Origin of the sequence: Variovorax sp. V118 (assembly GCF_041154445.1) — a bacterium.
Classification (GTDB): domain Bacteria; phylum Pseudomonadota; class Gammaproteobacteria; order Burkholderiales; family Burkholderiaceae_C; genus Variovorax; species Variovorax boronicumulans.
This window is the reverse complement of record NZ_AP028663.1, coordinates 6,625,529-6,644,687: the sequence shown is the minus strand read 5'-3', so window position 1 is coordinate 6,644,687 and position 19,159 is coordinate 6,625,529. Positions and strand designations below refer to the sequence as shown.

Annotated in this window: 20 protein-coding genes; 9 read left to right on the top strand and 11 right to left on the bottom strand. The window is 65.8% G+C overall.

The genetic code is table 11. From position 1 onward, the window contains the following. Positions 1 to 43: 43 nt before the first annotated feature. The 11 genes from ACAM52_RS30970 to ACAM52_RS30920 all read right to left on the bottom strand — a co-directional run bounded on the left by ACAM52_RS30970 (position 44) and on the right by ACAM52_RS30920 (position 11,610). Positions 44 to 1,168 carry a Rieske 2Fe-2S domain-containing protein gene (locus ACAM52_RS30970; protein WP_369645434.1) on the bottom strand — a complete coding sequence of 375 codons (1,125 nt, stop codon included), beginning with the start codon at positions 1,166 to 1,168 and terminating at the stop codon, positions 44 to 46. Next, the gene (locus tag ACAM52_RS30965; protein ID WP_369645433.1) at positions 1,165 to 2,283 is read right to left on the bottom strand and encodes a hypothetical protein; all 1,119 of its coding nucleotides are present in this window, start codon (positions 2,281 to 2,283) and stop codon (positions 1,165 to 1,167) included. The genes ACAM52_RS30970 and ACAM52_RS30965 overlap by 4 nt, the downstream gene beginning before the upstream one ends. Positions 2,284 to 2,293: 10 nt before the next feature. After that, positions 2,294 to 3,361, bottom strand: coding sequence for a terpene synthase family protein (locus ACAM52_RS30960; RefSeq protein ID WP_159274697.1), 1,068 nt, complete (start codon positions 3,359 to 3,361; stop codon positions 2,294 to 2,296). Positions 3,362 to 3,417: 56 nt separating this feature from the next. Next, complete coding sequence (locus ACAM52_RS30955; protein WP_369645432.1) at positions 3,418 to 4,500, bottom strand: methyltransferase type 12; 1,083 nt, start codon at positions 4,498 to 4,500, stop codon at positions 3,418 to 3,420. Positions 4,501 to 4,502: 2 nt separating this feature from the next. Then, positions 4,503 to 5,426 carry a cyclopropane-fatty-acyl-phospholipid synthase family protein gene (locus tag ACAM52_RS30950; protein ID WP_369645431.1) on the bottom strand — a complete coding sequence of 308 codons (924 nt, stop codon included), beginning with the start codon at positions 5,424 to 5,426 and terminating at the stop codon, positions 4,503 to 4,505. 27 nt (positions 5,427 to 5,453) lie between these two features. Beyond that, positions 5,454 to 6,395, bottom strand: coding sequence for a cyclopropane-fatty-acyl-phospholipid synthase family protein (locus ACAM52_RS30945; protein ID WP_062480112.1), 942 nt, complete (start codon positions 6,393 to 6,395; stop codon positions 5,454 to 5,456). A gap of 34 nt (positions 6,396 to 6,429) precedes the next feature. Continuing rightward, positions 6,430 to 8,325 carry a 1-deoxy-D-xylulose-5-phosphate synthase gene (gene dxs / locus ACAM52_RS30940; RefSeq protein WP_369645430.1) on the bottom strand — a complete coding sequence of 632 codons (1,896 nt, stop codon included), beginning with the start codon at positions 8,323 to 8,325 and terminating at the stop codon, positions 6,430 to 6,432. A gap of 421 nt (positions 8,326 to 8,746) precedes the next feature. Next, positions 8,747 to 9,730: a lipoyl synthase gene (lipA, locus tag ACAM52_RS30935; protein ID WP_062480166.1), complete on the bottom strand. Its 984-nt coding sequence runs from the start codon at positions 9,728 to 9,730 to the stop codon at positions 8,747 to 8,749. Positions 9,731 to 9,737: 7 nt separating this feature from the next. Next, a complete protein-coding gene (lipB, locus tag ACAM52_RS30930; RefSeq protein WP_235926976.1) occupies positions 9,738 to 10,355 on the bottom strand; it encodes a lipoyl(octanoyl) transferase LipB in 618 nt (205 codons plus the stop codon). A 56-nt stretch (positions 10,356 to 10,411) separates the two neighbouring features. Further along, positions 10,412 to 10,720 (bottom strand): YbeD family protein, encoded by a 309-nt coding sequence (locus ACAM52_RS30925; protein ID WP_159279646.1) that lies wholly within the window; start codon positions 10,718 to 10,720, stop codon positions 10,412 to 10,414. Beyond that, on the bottom strand, positions 10,717 to 11,610 hold the full coding sequence (locus ACAM52_RS30920) for a D-amino acid aminotransferase (RefSeq protein ID WP_369645429.1): 894 nt from the start codon (positions 11,608 to 11,610) through the stop codon (positions 10,717 to 10,719). The genes ACAM52_RS30925 and ACAM52_RS30920 overlap by 4 nt, the downstream gene beginning before the upstream one ends. A 137-nt stretch (positions 11,611 to 11,747) precedes the next feature. Here ACAM52_RS30920 and ACAM52_RS30915 point away from each other — a divergent pair, with 137 nt between their 5' ends. Genes ACAM52_RS30915 through ACAM52_RS30875 form a run of 9 tightly spaced genes read left to right on the top strand, consistent with a single transcriptional unit; the run spans position 11,748 to position 18,963 of the window. Beyond that, positions 11,748 to 12,230: an ATP synthase subunit I gene (locus tag ACAM52_RS30915; RefSeq protein ID WP_369645428.1), complete on the top strand. Its 483-nt coding sequence runs from the start codon at positions 11,748 to 11,750 to the stop codon at positions 12,228 to 12,230. 26 nt (positions 12,231 to 12,256) lie between these two features. Then, positions 12,257 to 13,135, top strand: coding sequence for a F0F1 ATP synthase subunit A (atpB, locus tag ACAM52_RS30910; RefSeq protein ID WP_095747009.1), 879 nt, complete (start codon positions 12,257 to 12,259; stop codon positions 13,133 to 13,135). Between the two features lie 49 nt (positions 13,136 to 13,184). Further along, positions 13,185 to 13,454 (top strand): F0F1 ATP synthase subunit C, encoded by a 270-nt coding sequence (gene atpE / locus ACAM52_RS30905; protein WP_056576471.1) that lies wholly within the window; start codon positions 13,185 to 13,187, stop codon positions 13,452 to 13,454. 33 nt (positions 13,455 to 13,487) lie between these two features. Continuing rightward, on the top strand, positions 13,488 to 13,958 hold the full coding sequence (locus ACAM52_RS30900; protein ID WP_062480176.1) for a F0F1 ATP synthase subunit B: 471 nt from the start codon (positions 13,488 to 13,490) through the stop codon (positions 13,956 to 13,958). A 7-nt stretch (positions 13,959 to 13,965) separates the two neighbouring features. Next, positions 13,966 to 14,496 carry a F0F1 ATP synthase subunit delta gene (locus ACAM52_RS30895; RefSeq protein ID WP_062480178.1) on the top strand — a complete coding sequence of 177 codons (531 nt, stop codon included), beginning with the start codon at positions 13,966 to 13,968 and terminating at the stop codon, positions 14,494 to 14,496. 47 nt (positions 14,497 to 14,543) lie between these two features. Beyond that, the gene (atpA, locus tag ACAM52_RS30890; RefSeq protein ID WP_062480180.1) at positions 14,544 to 16,157 is read left to right on the top strand and encodes a F0F1 ATP synthase subunit alpha; all 1,614 of its coding nucleotides are present in this window, start codon (positions 14,544 to 14,546) and stop codon (positions 16,155 to 16,157) included. A 33-nt stretch (positions 16,158 to 16,190) separates the two neighbouring features. Continuing rightward, positions 16,191 to 17,066 (top strand): F0F1 ATP synthase subunit gamma, encoded by an 876-nt coding sequence (atpG, locus tag ACAM52_RS30885; RefSeq protein WP_062480182.1) that lies wholly within the window; start codon positions 16,191 to 16,193, stop codon positions 17,064 to 17,066. Positions 17,067 to 17,109: 43 nt separating this feature from the next. Next, on the top strand, positions 17,110 to 18,525 hold the full coding sequence (gene atpD / locus ACAM52_RS30880) for a F0F1 ATP synthase subunit beta (RefSeq protein WP_062480184.1): 1,416 nt from the start codon (positions 17,110 to 17,112) through the stop codon (positions 18,523 to 18,525). Positions 18,526 to 18,543: 18 nt separating this feature from the next. Further along, entirely contained in the window at positions 18,544 to 18,963 is a 420-nt protein-coding gene (locus ACAM52_RS30875; RefSeq protein ID WP_062480186.1) for a F0F1 ATP synthase subunit epsilon, read from the top strand. Positions 18,964 to 19,159: the final 196 nt, after the last annotated feature.

Genomic DNA, 19,159 nt, shown 5'->3' with positions numbered 1-19,159 from the left:
CTGCGGCACCGGGGCCTCGCGGACGTTGTACGGCAGCAGGGCTTCAAGGGGCATGGCGGTCTCCCGCATGCAGTGCGCCGGGGTCGTCCACCAGGCCGCCCGGATAGAACCGGGACGCCCAGCGCCGGTGGACGATCAGGGTCTTGTCGCCCGCGGTCAGCCGGGGATGCTTGATGAAGCTCTTGGCATTCCATATCGGAAAGTCCGGCTCGATGAACCACCGCATCCATCGGCTGGCGATCGGCGTGAGCACGGCGTAGATCGCGCGCCTCAGCATGCGGGGCGCGCGGCCAAGCCGCACGATGCGCAGCCGATCCGCGATCGCCAGCTTCCATTTCAGCGGTGCGATCTGCGTGAAGAAGACCTGCGTCTGCAGCCGCACGCCCAGGTCGGGCATCTCGAACGAGCCCATCACATAGCCGACGCCGTAGTTCATGAATTCGCCACGGATGTGCAGCCCTTTCCAGCGGGCCGAGATCGAGATCTCGAACCTGCAGTCCTCCGCCCGGTGAGACATGGTCATGTCCGAGAGCCCGTGGAGCCAGCCGAAATGAACCATGTCGGCGCCGTTCTCCACCGCATCGTGCGCGTAGCCGTCCAGCGTCTTGCGGATGTAGCAGGCGGAAGAAAAATCGCCGAGGTCGTGGTGCGACACGTCCCACTGGGGAGGGCGGCCCGCATGGTCGACCCACACCAGGACGGCACCGTCGATTTCCCGGGCGTGGCGCGCGGTCAGCGCGGCGCGCGGCGGCCGCTCGCCATGCCCGGTGCGCACGCAGCCGCCGTCCGGCCCGTAGGCCAGCCCGTGCAGCGGGCACACCAGGTTCTCGCCGTCGACCTTGCCGCCGTGGCCCAGGTGAGCGCCCAGGTGCGGGCAGTACGGATCGATGACGCGGGCCAGGCCGGTCTGCGTCCGGTACAGGACGAGTTCCTGTCCCATGAAAGGCACCGTCAGCACCTGGCCGCGTGCGAGTTCATCGGAGAAGCACCCCAGGAACCAGCCCTCGGCATAGGGCAGCGGGCGGCGTGTTTCGCCCACGGTGCTGCGAAATTGCTGCAGGCTGATGGTGTGCGCGGCCGGGCCGCAGCTTGCCGCGGCGGGCGGCGCAAGATCGCCCGCTTCCTGGAAGGCCGCATCGATCACGCGCGGCATCGTGGGCGGGTTCATGGCAGCGCTCCCGCACGGGCGCGTGCCCCGTGGCCGGCGACGTGCAGGGCCGGCGTGCCCCGGCGGGCTTCCTGGGCCGCGGGGTCGTGCGTCCACCACCAGGCGATGCACGGGATGGCGGACGCAGTGGATGCCACCTTCGGCGCAAGGGCGCCCTCCGGCCCGGCTTCGTCGGGCACGCCGTCCTGCACGTAGCGTTCGGAGCCGTGGCACCAGTCGAACGTGGCCCTGACGATGCGGCCCAGGCTTTGCACGTGGCGTTGCAGCGCGGGCGAGGTGCCGGCGAGGAGTTCGCCGCGCAGGCTCAGGAAGAGCTGCATGATCTCCATGTACATGGCGACGGCCCGTGCGGCCGCCGCCGCGGGCGTGCACCGGGAGTCGTGCTGGATCACGCTGATCAGGTTGTGCCCGCCCTGCTCGCGCGCCACCTCCTTCTCGTACGACACGATGTCGGCGCTCCAGGTGGCCAGCGTGAGCGCCATTTCCGCGAGGGCCCTGACGCGGCGATCCTCCAGGAGGTCGGTGGGCACCGCATAGCCTTCGGCGATCGCGGCCAGCGTGGGAAAGGCCAGGCCGCCCCCGCTGTACAGGCGCAGCAGCCCGTACTGGTTCAGCGACGGGACATGGCCCGAGGCCACGTTACCCGCCTTCCAGACCTCGGCAAAGAACCATCCCCGCATGGCGGCCAGCCACTGGGCCCTCTGGTCGGCGGTGGCGTGCGCGTCCAGGCGACGGCGGATGTCGCACATGGCGGCTGCATAACGGTCGTCGACCTGCGCGCTGTCTTCCGGTGTCTCGATTGCCCGGTGGAGCATCGCCAGCACGCCGGCCAGCCGGCCGGGTTGCCGGCTCAGCGGACCTTCGTCGCAATACTCGTCGTCGAACGAGACGTTCCAGATGAAGAAGTCCGACAGGATCTGCAAGGTCTGCGGCGTGGCGTCGGGCACGATGCGGGCCGCGAGTTCGCCGCAGCCGGAGCGGGCCATGCGGTCGCGTTCGGTGTCGTTCAGGCACAGGGAGAAGCGCCGCATCCAGGCGACCGACTGCGCATCCGCGTGCGCCGCCCCGGGATGAATGGCGCTGGGAATGGGGCACTCGAAGTACGGCAGCTTCATGGCGCGGTCTCTACGACACGTAGACAGAGCCGACCGGTGCCTGCTGCGGGGCGCCCGCGCCCTCCATCTTGTCGGTGCCCGCCAGGCTCACATCCACATGCCGCATGGGCAGCCCGTTCCAGATGTGCCCGTGCCCGCCGTACCGCGGCGATTCGATGTGCCACTGCAGCGTGCCCACCACCATCAGGAGGTAGGTGTCCAGGTACAGGTGCAGGCGCGCGCCCAGCGGGTGATTGGCATAGCGCTCGTGCAGCCGGGCGATCAGGCCGGCCAGCTCCGCGTACATCTCTTCCATCATTTCGCAGACGGCGCTGATGGCCTGCTGCGCATCGAGGCCGCGGGTGTTGCGCATGATGAGGACCGAGCTCAGCGTGTCCTCGGTGGAGTAGTACTCGACGGCATACGAGTACACGTCGTTCGTGAACGCGCAGTGCCAGCTGACGAGGTCCACCGCGCGTTTCATGTCGGGGTCCTCGATCAGGTCGGACACGTCGATGTCCAGCACGTATTCCATGGCGGCGATGTATGGCTGCATGCCGCTGGACATCAGGCGCACCTTGAGGAAGCTCTCCATGTCCTCGTTGGCCCAGTTGTCGCGAAATTCCTTCTCGACCTTGAGGTGGTGCATCCAGCGGGTCCAGCGGCCGCGCAGGCGCTGGTACACCGCGTCGCTGGGCGCATGCTGGCGGATGGTCTGCCAGAGCCCTTCCATGACGCGCGCGTCGTGGGCGTCGGGGTCTTCGGCGATGATCTTCGCGCACTGTTCGGGGTCGCTGGTCGTCAGGTCGTCGCACTGGAAGATCAGCGTCAGGATGCTCGCGTGGTGCGCGACCCGCTCCGGAATGCCGTCCGGAAACACGCTGGCGTCGTAGAGCGAATCCATGCGCTCGATGGCGCCGTGCAGGCTGCCCGGCTCCGGCTTGCCGTAGTTCTCGTACAGCCATTGCGCATGCAGCCGCTTGATGTAGGGGTAGCTCGTGTTGATGCGCGGCCGGATGGCTTTCAACATCTCGGGGATCACGAATTTCGGGGGAGGCTCCAGCGCCGCGGGCGTGGTGCTTTCGAGAACGGCATTCATGCATCTGCTCCTGTGAAATGGATCGAAGTGCGTGGGGATGTCGGTGTGGCGCAGGGTCAGGCGGCGCGCGCGTCGGCCGCCGCGATGTCGTCCAGCGTCGGAGCCGCCGCGATGGTCACTTCGCCGGAAACGAAGCGCTGGTCCGAGAGGTGGTAGCGCCGCGTGATGACGCACCACTCCGCGTTGCCCGAGCTGATGTATTCCAGCTCGCGCACGTAGGCGCGCACGTCGCGGCGTTGCCCAAGGGGGCCGGCGAGCACCGCGTCGCGCGACCGGATCAACGCCTGCTCGTTGCGCGCGCACAGCGCGGCCAGGCGGTAGACCGCCGCCTGCAGGTCCAGGCCTTCCTCGCGCATCAGCACCCACATGGCGTTGAGCGAGTCCTGGGCCGGCACCTCCTTGCGGAAGGAGAAGAAGTCGTTCACCAGGATCACCGCGTCCATGGCCGCGGTGCGCACCGCCCGCAGCGACGCGTCTTCGGCCAGCGCGTCGTTCATGTCCACGTCCAGGGCGTACTCGGTCAGCATGGTCAGGTACTCGCCGAAGGCGTTGTCGCGGCGCAGGTCCATGTAGCCGTCCAGCGTCAGCGTGTCCATCTGGTAGGCCAGCGGATCGGCCATGCGCACCAGCTGGCTGCGGATGCCGGCCTTCATGCGCTCCCAGACGCGGGGCTTTGGCGCCAGCTGCGCCTGGATGGGCGGCAGCGTGTCGAACAGGAGCCGCGGCAGCGGCGCACTGGCAGGCGGCAGGACGCCTTCCAGGGCGTCGAGGTAGTGGCGCAGGAGTTCGTCGCGCGGGCGCTGGTCGGCGCTCAGCTCCAGGGGCGTGAAGGCATCGTCCATGAGCGTGCCGGCATTCATCATGCGCATCACCGAATAGATCCGGTCCGGCTTCGCGTGCGGGTAGCACAGGCCGCCGTAGGCCGGCACGCGCTGCCTGAGGTAGGCGGCCGTGGCCTTCTCGCTGCGAAAGTGCGCCAGCACATAGGGCCGGTCGTCCACCGCCAGCCGCGCCTCGATGGCGTCGTTCTGCGGGTGCCAGATGGGCTTGAGCGTAAGGCCCGGGTCGGGGAGATGGACCTTGCTGCCCAGTTCGGGCATGCGGGCCAGGGTTTGGGCGAACGGGGTCGGTTCGGGCATGCTCAGGTCCGCCGCGCAATGAAGCTGAACGACGAGGCCTTGTCCTTGGCCAGCGCGTCCGAGAAGCTCACGGCGATGTCGCGCAGCTCGGTGAACGTGGCGGTCTTGCTGGTCGGGTGGTGCGCGTCCAGGTTGTCCTTGACCAGCCCGTACCAGCGGATCACCTCCGCGTTCGACGGCAGCACGCGCTGGTCGAGCACCGCGAAGCCGTGGCGCTCGAGCACCTGCTTCACGCCGTCGGGCGTCTTGCGGTAGCCCGACGCGGCGCGGTCGACCTTGTCCGGGATGTGCGACTTGTAGGTCGCCAGGTCCACCTTGTAGAGGCTCTCCGAAATGATGACCGTGCCGCCCGTGCGCATGCGCGCCGACAGCGAGGCCATGGCCTGCTCCAGCACCTCGGGCGTGAAGTGGATCAGGCTGCCGCGCAGGATGGCCAGGTCGTAGGGCACCTGCGGCTCGGGCAGCTCGCCGATGTCCTTGGCGTTGCATTGGTACAGCCGCACGCGGTCGGCCAGGCCTTCGTGCGCGATGAGTTCGCGCGCGCACTCCAGCTGCGGCCGGCTCACGTTCACGCCGTCGATGCGTGCGCACTGCGGGTAGCGCTGCGCGATGAACTTCAGCACCGGGCCCCAGCCGCAGCCGATGTCGATCGCGCGGCGCACGGTGGCCGGCGAGAGGTCGGCGCCGGCCTGCTCGGCGAGCTCGAACTGGTGCTCCATGTGGCGCCGGCCGGAGGCGTCGAGCGGGAGGTCGTGCGGGTCCATCTTGTCGTCGAACACGCCGTACTGGTACCAGAGCTCGTTGCCGATCGCCTTGCGCCACTGGTCGGGCGTGTCGGCATAGACCTGCTCGATCTTGTCCTGGTAGTGGTCGAGGCTGCGGCTGTGGATGACGTCGATGCCGACGGCTTGCGCGGATGCTTGCATGATGTGGGCGCTCCTGGTGGGGGAAATTCAGAGGCGTCGCGCGATGACGCTGTAGGTCGAGAACTTGTCCTTGATCAGCGCGACCGAGAGGCTGACCGCCATGACGCGCAGCTCTTCGAGCGGCGGCGGGATGGTGTCCGGCGTGAAGTTCTTCTCGATGTTTTCCTTCACGTCGGTGAACCAGCGCGCCACGTCGATGTTGCGCGGGAGCACGCGCATGTCTTCGACCACGAAGCCGCTCTCTTCGAGCACGCGGCGGAAGTAGGCCGGCGTCTTGCGGTGCTTGCAGGCGAGGCGGTCGACCTCGTCCTCGATGTCGGAGCGGTAGTTGTCCAGCGGGATGTTGTAGAGGTTGTCGGAGATGACGACCTTGGCCCCCGGGCGCATGCGCGCGGCCACCTGCTTCATCGAGCGTTCGTACAGGTCGTTGGGAAAGTGCGAGATGACGCCGCGGATCGTCACCAGGTCGTAGGGCGTGTCGGGGTTGGGCAGCAGGGCGACGTCCTGCGCATCGCACAGGTACAGGTTCACGCGGTCGCTCAGGTGCTGCTGGGCGTGGTAGCGGGCGCAGTGCGCGAGCTGCGTCTCGCTGATGTTGATGCCGTCGAGCTGGCGGCATTGCGGAAAGTGCTCCGCGAGGTAGCGCAGGCCGAAGCCCCAGCCGCAGCCCACGTCGAGGATGCGCCGGATGGGGAAGGGCGGGGGCTGGTCCAGGCCCGCGATCTCCATCTGCTGGTCGAAGTAGCGCAGGCCCGATTCGTTGAGCGAGATCGGCGGCACCGAGCGCGGATCGTCGTAGACGCCGAACTGGAACATCAGGTCCTCGCCGATGGCCTTGCGCCAGTCCTCGGGGTCGTCCTGGTAGGTGTACTCGACCTTGGCGTGGTACGGGTTGGCCTCGGCACCCCGGATCACTTGAAGCGAAGGCGGGGCGGGCGCGTCGATGCGGCGTGCGGTGGCTGTGCTCATCGGGTTCTCCTGTGGCTGGCGGTCACGGTGGGTTTCAGGAAACGAGGCTCATGCGAGCCGTGCGGAACGCGGGGGCGTTGGCATCGAAGAACGCCTGGATCGACTGCACCAGCCCGTCGGCATCCAGGCCGTGGGCGGCGAGCAATCGGGCGCAGTCGCCGTGCTCGACGAACTCGTCGGGCAGGCCGAGCTGCAGCGACGGAATCAGCACGCCCTGCGCGGCCAGCGATTCGAGGCAGGTGGCGCCGGCGCCGCCCATCACGCAGCCTTCCTCGACGGTGACGAGCACGTCGTGCGTCTCGGCGAGCGACAGCACCAGCTCGGCGTCGAGCGGCTTGACGAAGCGCATGTTGGCCACCGTGGCGTCGAGCCGTTCGGCGGCGGCCAGGCTGGGCGCGACCATGGTGCCGAAGGCCAGGATGGCGATGCGCGCGCCCATGGGCTGCGTCGACTCGCGCCGCACCTGGCCGCGGCCGATGCGCAGCGGCTGCAGCGCGCGCACTGGCAGCGCGCCGGGCCCGCCGCCGCGCGGGTAGCGCACGGCGGCCGGGCCGTCGTGGCGCAGGGCGGTGTGCAGCATCTGGCGGCATTCGTCCTCGTCGGATGCGGCCATCACGACCATGTTCGGAATGCAGCGCAGGTAGGCGACGTCGAAGGCGCCCATGTGCGTCGCGCCGTCGGCGCCGACGATGCCGGCGCGGTCGACCGCGAACACGACCGGCAGGTTCTGCAGCGCCACGTCGTGGATCAGCTGGTCGTAGGCGCGCTGCAGGAAGGTCGAGTAGATGGCGACCACGGGCCGCATCCCCGCCGCCGCGAGGCCCGCGGCGAAGGTCACGGCGTGCTGCTCGGCGATGCCGACGTCGAAGTAGCGCTCGGGAAAGCGGCGCTCGAAGTCCATCAGCGCCGAGCCCTCGCGCATGGCCGGCGTGATGGCGACCACGCGCGCATCGGCCTCGGCTTCGTCGCAGAGCCAGTCGCTGAAGACCTGGGCGTAGGTCGGCTTGGCGGGGGCGGCTGCCGGGGCGATCTTGATGCCGGCGGCGGGGTCGAACTTGCCGGGGCCGTGGTACAGGACCGGGTCCTGCTCGGCCGGGCGGTAGCCGTGGCCCTTCTGCGTGACGATGTGCAGCAACTGCGGGCCCGGCTGCGCCTGCAGCTTCTGCAGGGCCGGGATCAGCGCACCCAGGTCGTGGCCGTCGATGGGGCCGGTGTAGTGGAAGCCGAACTGCTCGAACAGGGTGGCGGGCGACAGGCCGAGCTCCGAGGGCTCGCAAGGGGCCAGCGCCGGGCGCATGGCGCGCCATCTTTGCCGGCTGGCTTCATTGGCGCTGGCATAGGCGCGTTCTGAAATCAATCCGCCCAGATAAAGGCGAAGCATGCCAACGGGTGGCGAAATCGACATGTCGTTGTCGTTCAATATCACCAACAAACGGCCGCAGGCCTGCGTATTGTTCATGGCCTCGAAAGCCATGCCGGCGCTCAGGGCGCCGTCGCCGATCACCGCAATGGCGTGGTCGGTCGAATTGGAAATGCGGGCGGCCTGCGCAAATCCCAGGGCAGCGGAAATGGAGGTGCTGGAATGCGCAGTGCCGAAATGATCGTGTTCGGATTCGGTGCGCCGGGGAAATCCGGAAATACCGCCGAATTGGCGCAAGGTGGGCATGGCCTGGCGCCGGCCGGTCAGGATCTTGTGGGCGTAGCTCTGGTGCCCGACGTCCCAGACGATGCGGTCGCGCGGGGTGTCGAACACGTAGTGCAGGGCGACCGTCAGCTCGACCGTGCCGAGGTTGGAGGCGAAGTGGCCGCCCGTGCGGGACACGCTGTCGACGATGAAGGCGCGCAATTCATCCGCAAGGCCCGGCAATTGCGCAACGCCGAGCTGGCGCAGCGAATGGGGCGAATCGATGGCTTCGAGCAGGGCATGCATTCCGGTTTCTCCGTGAGATGGAAACGCGCGGGCCGTGGCGACTGAATTCTTTATGCGATGCGGTTCTGATTGATTCTGGGCAAAACAATGCCTTGGAAATTGATAATTCAATTTCCTTGTCAAAGCGTCCGAGGGATCTTGAAATCGCGTCGGCTCTGGTTTTTTAATTCCAGGCCGGGCGAAATCAGGAGGTCAGCGTAGGGGATGAATTTGGCAGGCGCAAGCGAATGCCGCCGCAAATTTTTTGATACCCCGGGTTATTTCCCCCGAAGGTTTTAATCAGTTTTTTGGATGGCGCGGCGGGCGCGCGCGACCGTCGCCGCGGCCGTCGGGAAACGGCTGCGGGGCGAGGTCGATGAGGTCAGGACAGAGGGGTGTGCGCCGACGCCCGCGTGCGGCGGGCGGTCGGGCAGGGGGGGCGTCAGACGCCGGCGGCGTGCGCCTGCTGGTCGGCGTGGTAGCTCGAGCGCACCATCGCGCCCACGGCGGCGTGGCTGAAGCCCATCTTGTAGGCCTCTTCCTCGAACATCTTGAAGGTGTCGGGGTGCACGTAGCGGCGCACCGGCAGGTGCGAGCCCGACGGCGACAGGTACTGGCCGATGGTCAGCATGTCGATGTCGTGGGCGCGCATGTCGCGCATCACCTGCAGGATCTCTTCGTCGGTTTCGCCCAGGCCGACCATGATGCCGCTCTTGGTCGGCACGTTGGGGTGCAGCGCCTTGAACTTCTTCAGCAGGTTCAGGCTGAACTGGTAGTCGCTGCCCGGGCGCGCTTCCTTGTACAGGCGCGGCGCGGTTTCCAGGTTGTGGTTCATCACGTCCGGCGGCGCGGCCTTGAGGATCTCCAGGGCGCGGTCGTCGCGGCCGCGGAAGTCGGGTACGAGGATCTCGATCTGCGTCATCGGCGAGAGCTCGCGGATGTTGCTGATGCAATCGACGAAGTGCTGGCTGCCGCCGTCGCGCAGGTCGTCGCGGTCGACGCTGGTGATCACCACGTACTTCAGGCGCAGCTTGGCGATGGTCTTGGCCAGGTTGAGCGGCTCGTCCTTGTCCAGCGGATCGGGGCGGCCGTGGCCCACGTCGCAGAACGGGCAGCGGCGCGTGCACTTGTCGCCCATGATCATGAAGGTGGCCGTGCCGTTGCCGAAGCATTCGCCGATGTTCGGGCACGAGGCTTCTTCGCAGACCGTGTGCAGGTTGCTCTCGCGCAGGATCTGCTTGATCTCGTAGAAGCGCGTGGTGGGGCTGCCGGCCTTGACGCGGATCCACTCGGGCTTCTTGAGCACTTCGCCGGTCTGCACCACCTTGACGGGGATGCGCGAGAGCTTGGCCGCGGCCTTCTGCTTGGCCAGCGGGTTGTAGGTTTCGGCGCTCTGGGCGTCGCGGACGACTTCGGTGGTGCTCATTGGTGTGTCAAGGAGCCAGGAAAGCCCCGAGCTTTTGGCTCAGCACTTTGGCGGCTTCTTCCCATGTGGTTTGGACGCCGATTGTAGAAAGGTCGACCGTTTGCAGCCCCGCGTAGCCGCAAGGGTTGATGCGCGAGAAGGGTTCGAGGTCCATCGCGACATTGAGCGACACACCGTGGTAGGTGGCGTGGCGGCTCACCTTGATGCCCAGCGCGGCGATCTTGCCCAGGCCCCGGAACGGGTCGGCGCCGGGCATCGGGCCGGTGAGGGCGGCGTGCGAGAACGGGTCGTCCAGGCGCACGTAGATGCCCGGCGCGCCCGCCACGCGGTGGCCCGTCACGCCGAAGTGGGCGAGCGTGCGCAGCACCGATTCCTCGATGCGGTAGACGTATTCCTTGACGTAGTAGCCCGCGCGCCGCAGGTCGATGAGCGGGTAGGCCACCACCTGGCCGGGGCCGTGGAAGGTGACCTGCCCGCCCCGGTCGGTCTGCACGACCGGGATCGGGCCGGGGGCCAGGATGTGGTCGGTCTTGCCCGCCAGCCCCTGCGTGAACACGGGGTCGTGCTCGCAGATCCATAGCGCGTCGGGCGTCTCGGGCGTGCGCTCCTGCGTGAAGCGCTGCATCGCCGCGTAGGTGGCGAGGTAGTCGGCCCGGCCGAGCCACTGCGCTTCGAGGGGCGTCAAAGAACGACTTTCACCATCGGGTGCGCGGACAGGGCGCGGTAGAGGTCGTCGAGCTGTTCGCGGCTGGTGGCGGTGACGGTGATGGTCACGCCCAGGTAGTTGCCGGCCTTGCTGTCGCGCAGCTCGACCGTGGTGGCGTCGAAGGCCGGGTCGAAGCGCTCGGCGATCTGCGTGATGGCGTGCACGAAGCCGTCGACCTTCGCGCCCATCACCTTGATGGGGAACTGCGAGGGGTACTCGATCAGCGATTCCTTGCGCGGATCGGGGATCGATGCGGTGTCGGTGGGGGTCGGGGTGTCGGTCATGCGGTGGCTCCTGGCGCGTCGGCGTTGCGTTGCTTGGCCTGTTGGTAGGCGGCATACAAGCTCTGGTAGATGGGGCCGGGATGGCCATTGCCAATGGTCTGGCCATCGAGTGTGACAACGGGCAACACTTCCTTGGTGGCCGAGGACAGCAGCAGCTCGTCGGCGCCGAACACCTCGTCGCGCGACACGCGCCGCAGCGCGAAGGGAATGCCGCTGTCCTGGCACAGGCGTTCGAGCAGGCCGTAGCGGATGCCGGTCAGCACGAGGTTGTCCTTGGGGGGGGCGACGAGCGTGCCGTCCTTCACGATCCACACGTTGCTCGACGAGGCCTCGCTGAGCCACTCGCCGCGGAACATCACGGTCTCGGTCGCTCCGGCCTCGACGCTGATCTGCCGTGCGAGCACCGCGCCCAGCAGGCTGGTGCTCTTGATGTGGGCCTTCTGCCAGCGGAAATCGTCGGCGGTGACGCAGGTCACGCCCTTGGCGCGCACCGCATCGGCCACGGGCGGCAGGGGGTTCACCATCGCGAACACGGTGGGGCGCAGGCCGCGCACCATCACGTGGTCGCGTGGTGCCACGCCGCGCGAGACCTGGAAGTAGATCGCCTGCGGTGCCTTGCCCTGCGGTGCGGCAAGCTGCGTCGCGATGGCGCGCCATTCGTCGCGCGAGTAGGGGTTGTCGATCTGCAGCTCGGCCAGCGAACGTTCGAGGCGCGCGATGTGTTCATCGAAGCAGAAGGGCACGCCGAAGTAGACGGGGATCACTTCGTAGATGCCGTCGCCGAAGATGAAGCCGCGGTCGAGGACGCTGATCTTCGCGTCGCGCAGGGGGGTGAATTCGCCGTTGAGAAAGCACGGCGTGTCGGGCAGTGCCGAGGTGATGTCTTGCATCCGCAAATTATGGGCGGACGCCACACTCGGTGCAGAACTGTCGACGAAGTGTCACGTTATGGCGGGACCCCGCTAGGTTTTACTTATAATCAATGGCTTTGTAAAATTCTCCGGGGACAAACACGGGGTGCATTCGAATGACAACCAACGCCCCTGTCCCTGAGGTTGACGCCGAAGAATCCGATTTCAAGCCACTGACGGCCGAAGAGGCCCAGAAGTTGCGCGAGCAAAACCCCGAGCTGTCACCCTGGTGGGTGATCGCAGCCCAAGTGGCTGCAGGCGTGGTGGTAGCTTGCCTGGCGTGGATCTGGACGGCGCGATCCGAGGCTGCGATCTCGGCGTTTTACGGAGCCATGACAGTAGCGATCCCCGCGGCCTTGTTTATCCGCGGTGTCCGGCGCAAACCGGGCATGCCGTCGCAGGCTGTCATGTTGAGGTTTTTTGTGTGGGAGATGATCAAGATCGCGCTGACCGTTGCCTTGCTGGCCGCGGCGCCGTGGCTGATCGGGGGGCTCGTCTGGCTGGCCATGGTGGCTGGCGTGGTGGCTGGCGTGGTGGTCGCCATGAAGATGTACTGGGTGGCACTGTTGGTGCGGCCCAAATTTTTGAACCGGATTTGACTGTTTTGGAAGAGAGACGCTGAAAGATGGCCGCCGAAGGACACGCCCCGACCGCGAGTGAATACATCGTTCACCACCTCCAGCACTGGCAAGTCGACTGGAGCCTCAAGCCCGTCGTTCAATCCGCCATTGTTGACTTCAACGTCATCAACCTCGACTCGGTGCTCTACGCGCTGATCATCGGCGCATTGGGCTGCTTCGTGCTGTGGCTGGCTGCCCGCAAGGCAACGCCCGGCGTGCCCGGCCGTTTCCAGGCGGCGGTCGAGATCCTGGTCGAGATGGTCGACAACCAGGCCAAGGCCAACGTGCACAACGCCGCGAGCCGCAAGTTCATCGCCCCGCTGGCGCTCACCGTGTTCGTCTGGATCTTCCTGCTGAACGCGATGGACATGCTGCCGGTCGACCTGCTGCCGGCCATCTGGACCCAGGTCTACTCGGCACTGGGCCACGATCCGCACCACGCCTACATGCGTGCCGTGCCGACCGCCGACCTCTCGACCACGCTCGGTCTTTCCACTTCCGTGCTGCTCCTGTGCCTCTTCTACAGCGTCAAGGTCAAGGGCCTGGGCGGCTGGGGCCACGAGCTGATCACCGCGCCCTTCGGTGCCCACCCTCTGCTGTGGCCCGTCAACCTGCTGATGCAGGTCATCGAGTACCTGGCCAAGACGGTCTCGCACGGCATGCGGTTGTTCGGCAACATGTATGCGGGCGAGCTCGTCTTCATGCTCATCGCCCTCATGGGCGGTGCCATGGCGGCCTCGTTCTCCGGTGTGTTGCTGCCCATCGGGCACATCATTGCCGGCACTGTCTGGGCGATCTTCCACATCCTGGTGATCACGCTGCAGGCTTTCATCTTCATGATGCTGACCCTGATCTATCTGGGCCAGGCGCATGAGGCGCATTGAGTTTCCCTTTTTCTTTTCGTTTGCTTTAAATCTGTTCTAAGGAGTCATCATGGAAAACATTCTCGGTCTCGTCGCTCTCGCTTGTGGTCTGATCGTCGGTCTCGGCGCCATCGGTGCTTCCATCGGCATCGCGCTGATGGGTGGCAAGTTCCTGGAATCGTCGGCCCGTCAACCTGAGCTCATGAACGACCTGCAGACCAAGATGTTCATCTTGGCTGGTCTGATCGACGCGGCCTTCCTGATCGGCGTGGCCATCGCCCTGCTGTTCGCCTTCGCCAACCCGTTCGCCGCGACCCTGCTGGCCAACCTGCCCAAGTAAGCCGGTTCAACGCCACTCCAGAAAGGTGTTGCCGTGAGTATCAACGCGACCCTGTTCGTTCAGGCCATCGTCTTCCTGCTGCTGGTGCTGTTCACGATGAAATTCGTGTGGCCGCCCATCGCGAAGGCTTTGGATGAACGCGCACAAAAGATCGCTGCGGGCCTGGCGGCCGCCGAGAAGGCCAAGGCTGAACTCGCTTCCGCCAACCAGCGCGTCGAGCAGGAACTGGTTCAGTCTCGCAACGAGACCACCAGCCGCCTGGCCGATGCCGAGCGCCGCGCCCAGCAGATCATCGAAGAGGCCAAGGGCCGTGCAACGGTGGAGGCCAACAAGATCGTGGCCGACGCGCACGCCGAAGCCGAACAGCAGTCCGTGCGTGCCCGTGAAGCCCTGCGTGAGCAGGTTGCTGCGCTGGCCGTCAAGGGTGCCGAGCAGATTCTCCGCAAGGAAGTCAACGCCGGTGTCCACGCCGACCTGCTCCAGCGCCTGAAGACCGAGCTCTGAGGACGATATGGCCGAACTTGCGACCATTGCCCGCCCCTACGCGGACGCGCTCTTCGGGGCTACTTCGAGCGACCTCGAAGGCACGGCCGGATGGATCGGCCAGCTGGCCGCCATCACTGCCGATCCGCAGCTCCTGCAGTTCGCTGCCGACCCGAAGGTGTCGCCGGAACAGATCTTCGATCTGATCTCCGGTCTGCTGCCGCAAGCCTTGCCGGACACCGGCAAGAACTTCCTGCGCACGGTGATCGACAACGGCCGGCTTGCTGCATTGCCTGAAGTCGCGGCCCAGTACCGCGAGCTCAAGAACGCCAAGGGCGGCACGGCCGACGCGGTGATCTACAGCGCCTTCCCGATCGACGCGGCGAGTCTCGCCGAGGTCGCCGTGGCACTGCAGCGCCGTTTCGGTCGCCCGCTGAACACGCGTGTGGAATCCGATCCTTCGCTGATCGGCGGCATCCGTGTGGTGGTGGGGGACGAAGTCCTCGACACCTCCGTCAAGGCGCGTCTCGAACAAATGAAAGCAGCGCTCACCGCCTGAGGCGGCGAGCCGCGGTTGGCCCTATTTATTGAAAGAAGGAAAGAGTCATGCAACTCAATCCCGCAGAAATTTCCGAACTGATCAAGAGCCGTATCGAAGGCCTTGGCGTCAGCGCCGACATCCGCAACCAGGGCACCGTGGTCTCGGTGACCGACGGCATCGTGCGCGTGCACGGCCTGTCGGACGCGATGCAAGGCGAAATGCTGGAATTCCCGCCCACGGCTGACGGCACGCCGTCGTTCGGCCTGGCGCTGAACCTCGAGCGCGACTCGGTCGGCGCCGTGATTCTGGGCGAGTACGAGCACATCTCCGAAGGCGACACCGTCAAGTGCACGGGCCGCATCCTGGAAGTGCCCGTGGGCCCCGAGCTCATCGGCCGCGTGGTGAACGCACTGGGCCAGCCGATCGACGGCAAGGGTCCGATCAACGCCAAGATGACCGACGTGATCGAAAAGGTCGCTCCGGGCGTGATCGCACGGAAGTCCGTGGACCAGCCGATGCAGACCGGCCTGAAGTCGATCGACTCGATGGTGCCCGTCGGCCGTGGCCAGCGCGAGCTGATCATCGGTGACCGCCAGACCGGCAAGACCGCCGTGGCGATCGACGCGATCATCAACCAGAAGGGTCAGAACATGACCTGCGTCTACGTTGCGATCGGCCAGAAGGCTTCGTCGATCAAGAACGTGGTGCGCTCGCTGGAACAAGCCGGCGCGATGGACTACACCATCGTGGTGGCCGCATCGGCTTCCGAATCGGCTGCCATGCAGTACGTGTCGGCCTACTCGGGCTGCACGATGGGCGAGTACTTCCGCGACCGCGGCCAGGACGCCCTGATCGTCTATGACGACCTGTCCAAGCAAGCCGTGGCCTACCGCCAGGTGTCGCTGCTGCTGCGCCGCCCGCCAGGCCGCGAAGCCTACCCCGGCGACGTGTTCTATCTCCACAGCCGTCTGCTGGAGCGCGCAGCCCGCGTGAACGCCGACTACGTCGAAGCCTTCACCAAGGGTGAAGTCAAGGGCAAGACCGGTTCGCTGACGGCACTGCCGATCATCGAAACGCAAGCCGGCGACGTGTCCGCCTTCGTTCCGACCAACGTGATCTCGATCACCGACGGCCAGATCTTCCTGGAAACCAGCCTGTTCAACGCCGGCATCCGTCCCGCCATCAACGCCGGTATCTCGGTGTCGCGCGTGGGTTCGTCGGCGCAGACCAACCTGATCAAGAACCAGTCGGGCGGTATCCGTACCGACCTGGCCCAGTACCGTGAACTGGCCGCGTTCGCGCAGTTCGCTTCCGACCTGGACGAAGCGACCCGCAAGCAACTCGACCGCGGTGCGCGCGTGACGGAACTGCTCAAGCAGACCCAGTACAGCCCGCTGCCGATCTCGCTGATGAATGCCACGCTGTTCGCAGTGAACAAGGGCTTCATGGACGACATCGACGTCAAGAAGGTGCTCCCGTTCGAACACGGCTTTCACCAGCTGCTGAAGACGAGCCACGCCGCCCTGCTCGAAACCATGGAAAAGCATGGTGCCAAGTGGGACGTCAAGCCGGCCAAGCCGGACGACAGCGCGGAAAAGCAGGCCTTCAAGAAGGTGTGCCAGGACGCCGAAGCCGAACTGCTGGCAGCAGCCACCTCGTTCAAGAAGTCGTTCGCCTGAGCGATCTTTTGACCGACGCAAGAAGGAGCTCATATGGCAGCTGGTAAGGAAATCCGCGGCAAGATCAAATCGGTGGAGAACACCAAGAAGATCACCAAGGCCATGGAAATGGTCTCGGTTTCCAAGATGCGCAAGGCGCAAGAGCGCATGCGTGCCGCACGCCCCTACAGCGAGAAGATCCGCAACATCGCGGCGAACCTTGGCAAGGCGAATCCCGAGTACACGCACGCCTTCATGAAGAAGAACGACGCCAAGGCGATCGGCTTCATCATCGTGACGAGCGACAAGGGCCTGTGCGGTGGCTTGAACACCAACCTGCTGCGCGCCGTGACGGCCAAGCTGCGCGAAGCGCAGTCGGCCGGCGTGGCGATCGAGTCGGTCGCCATCGGCAGCAAGGGCCTGGGCTTCCTGAACCGCATCGGTGCCCGCGTGGTGGCGCACGTCACCCACCTGGGTGACACGCCGCATCTGGACAAGCTCATCGGCCCGGTCAAGACGCTGCTGGACGCTTACGCGGAAGGCAAGCTCTCGGCCGTGTACCTGTGCTACACGAAGTTCATCAACACGATCAAGCAGGAGCCGCTCGTCGAGCAGCTGCTGCCGCTGGCCGCGGACTCGCTGCAAGTCGAGGAAGGCCAGCACTCGTGGGACTACATCTACGAGCCCGATGCGCAAAGCGTGATCGACGAGCTGCTGGTCCGCTATGTCGAGTCGCTGGTCTACCAGGGCGTGGCAGAAAACATGGCGTCCGAGCATTCGGCGCGGATGGTGGCCATGAAGGCCGCCACCGACAACGCAGGCAATGTGATCAGCGAGCTGAAGCTGGTCTACAACAAGACCCGCCAGGCCGGCATCACCAAGGAGCTCTCGGAAATCGTTTCGGGCGCTGCGGCGGCCGCCGGTGTCTGAGCCCTTCGGACCTCAACAGATTTAAATTTTTATCGGAGCAGACATGGCTCAAGCAGAAGCAGTTCAAGGCAAGATCGTTCAGTGTATTGGCGCTGTGGTCGACGTGGAATTCCCGCGCGACAAGATGCCCAAGATCTACGACGCCCTCAAGTTCGAAGGCAGCGCACTGACGCTCGAAGTCCAGCAGCAGCTCGGCGACGGCGTGGTCCGCACGATTGCGCTGGGTTCTTCCGACGGCCTGCGCCGCGGCCTGATCGTGACCAACACGCAAGCCCCCATCACCGTGCCCGTGGGCAAGGCGACGCTGGGCCGCATCATGGACGTGCTGGGCGCGCCCATCGACGAGCGTGGTCCGGTCGACCAGACGCTGACCGCCTCCATCCACCGCAAGGCTCCCGCGTACGACGAACTGTCGCCGTCGCAAGACCTGCTGGAAACCGGCATCAAGGTGATCGACCTGGTGTGCCCGTTCGCCAAGGGCGGCAAGGTGGGCCTGTTCGGTGGTGCCGGCGTGGGCAAGACCGTGAACATGATGGAACTCATCAACAACATCGCCAAGGCCCACTCGGGTCTGTCGGTGTTCGCCGGTGTGGGTGAACGTACCCGTGAAGGCAACGACTTCTATCACGAGATGGCTGACTCCGGCGTCGTGAACCTCGAGAAGCTCGAAGACTCCAAGGTCGCCATGGTCTACGGCCAGATGAACGAGCCCCCGGGCAACCGTCTGCGCGTGGCCCTGACCGGCCTGACCATCGCCGAGTCGTTCCGCGACGAAGGCCGTGACGTGCTGTTCTTCGTGGACAACATCTACCGCTACACGCTGGCCGGTACCGAAGTGTCGGCTCTGCTGGGCCGCATGCCTTCCGCAGTGGGCTACCAGCCGACGCTGGCCGAAGAAATGGGCCGTCTGCAAGAGCGGATCACGTCGACCAAGGTCGGCTCGATCACCTCGATCCAGGCCGTGTACGTCCCTGCCGACGACTTGACCGACCCGTCGCCCGCCACGACCTTCGCCCACTTGGACTCGACCGTGGTGCTGTCGCGTGACATCGCTTCGCTGGGTATCTACCCCGCCGTGGACCCGCTGGACTCGACCTCGCGCCAGCTCGACCCGAACGTGGTCGGCGAAGAGCACTACAACGTGGCCCGCGCCGTGCAAGGCACGCTGCAGCGCTACAAGGAACTGCGCGACATCATCGCGATTCTGGGCATGGACGAACTGGCTCCCGACGACAAGCTCGCCGTGGCCCGCGCCCGCAAGATCCAGCGTTTCCTGTCGCAGCCGTTCCACGTGGCCGAAGTGTTCACGGGTTCGCCGGGCAAGTACGTGCCGCTGTCGGAAACCATCCGCGGCTTCAAGATGATCGTGAACGGCGAAGCCGACCACCTGCCGGAACAAGCGTTCTACATGGTCGGCACCATCGACGAAGCGTTCGAAAAAGCCAAGAAGGTCGCCTAAGGCGGCATGGGAACTCAGATGGCAAACACCATTCACGTCGACGTGGTCAGCGCGGAAGAGTCGATCTTCTCGGGCGAAGCCAAGTTCGTCGCGCTGCCCGGTGAAGCCGGTGAGCTCGGCATCTATCCGCGTCACACGCCGCTGATCACGCGCATCCGCCCCGGCGCCGTGCGCATCGAGACGGCCGACGGCGGCGAAGAGTTCGTCTTCGTGGCCGGTGGCATCCTCGAAGTGCAGCCCGACGCCGTCACCGTGCTGTCCGACACCGCGATCCGCGGCAAGGACCTCGACGACGAGAAGGCCAACAAGGCCAAGGCGGCCGCCGAGGAAGCGCTGAAGAACGCGAAGAGCGACATCGACATCGCGATGGCGCAGTCGGAACTGGCCGTGATGGCTGCGCAGATCGCTGCGCTGCGCAAGTACCGCCAAAAGAAGTAAATCAAAAAAGCCGCTGCCCTCGGGCAGAAGCCAAGAAAAAGCCGCCTCCGGGCGGCTTTTTTTCGTCCGTCCGAGCCAGGATGAAGGTGCATTCGATCTGAAATAGGTCGAAGTTCAGCCTTGCCCGGCTGAAGATGCCCTCCTAGTATTTGCCTTCGCCCGGCGACCGGTGCTTTTTGACCGGCGCCTTTCCCAC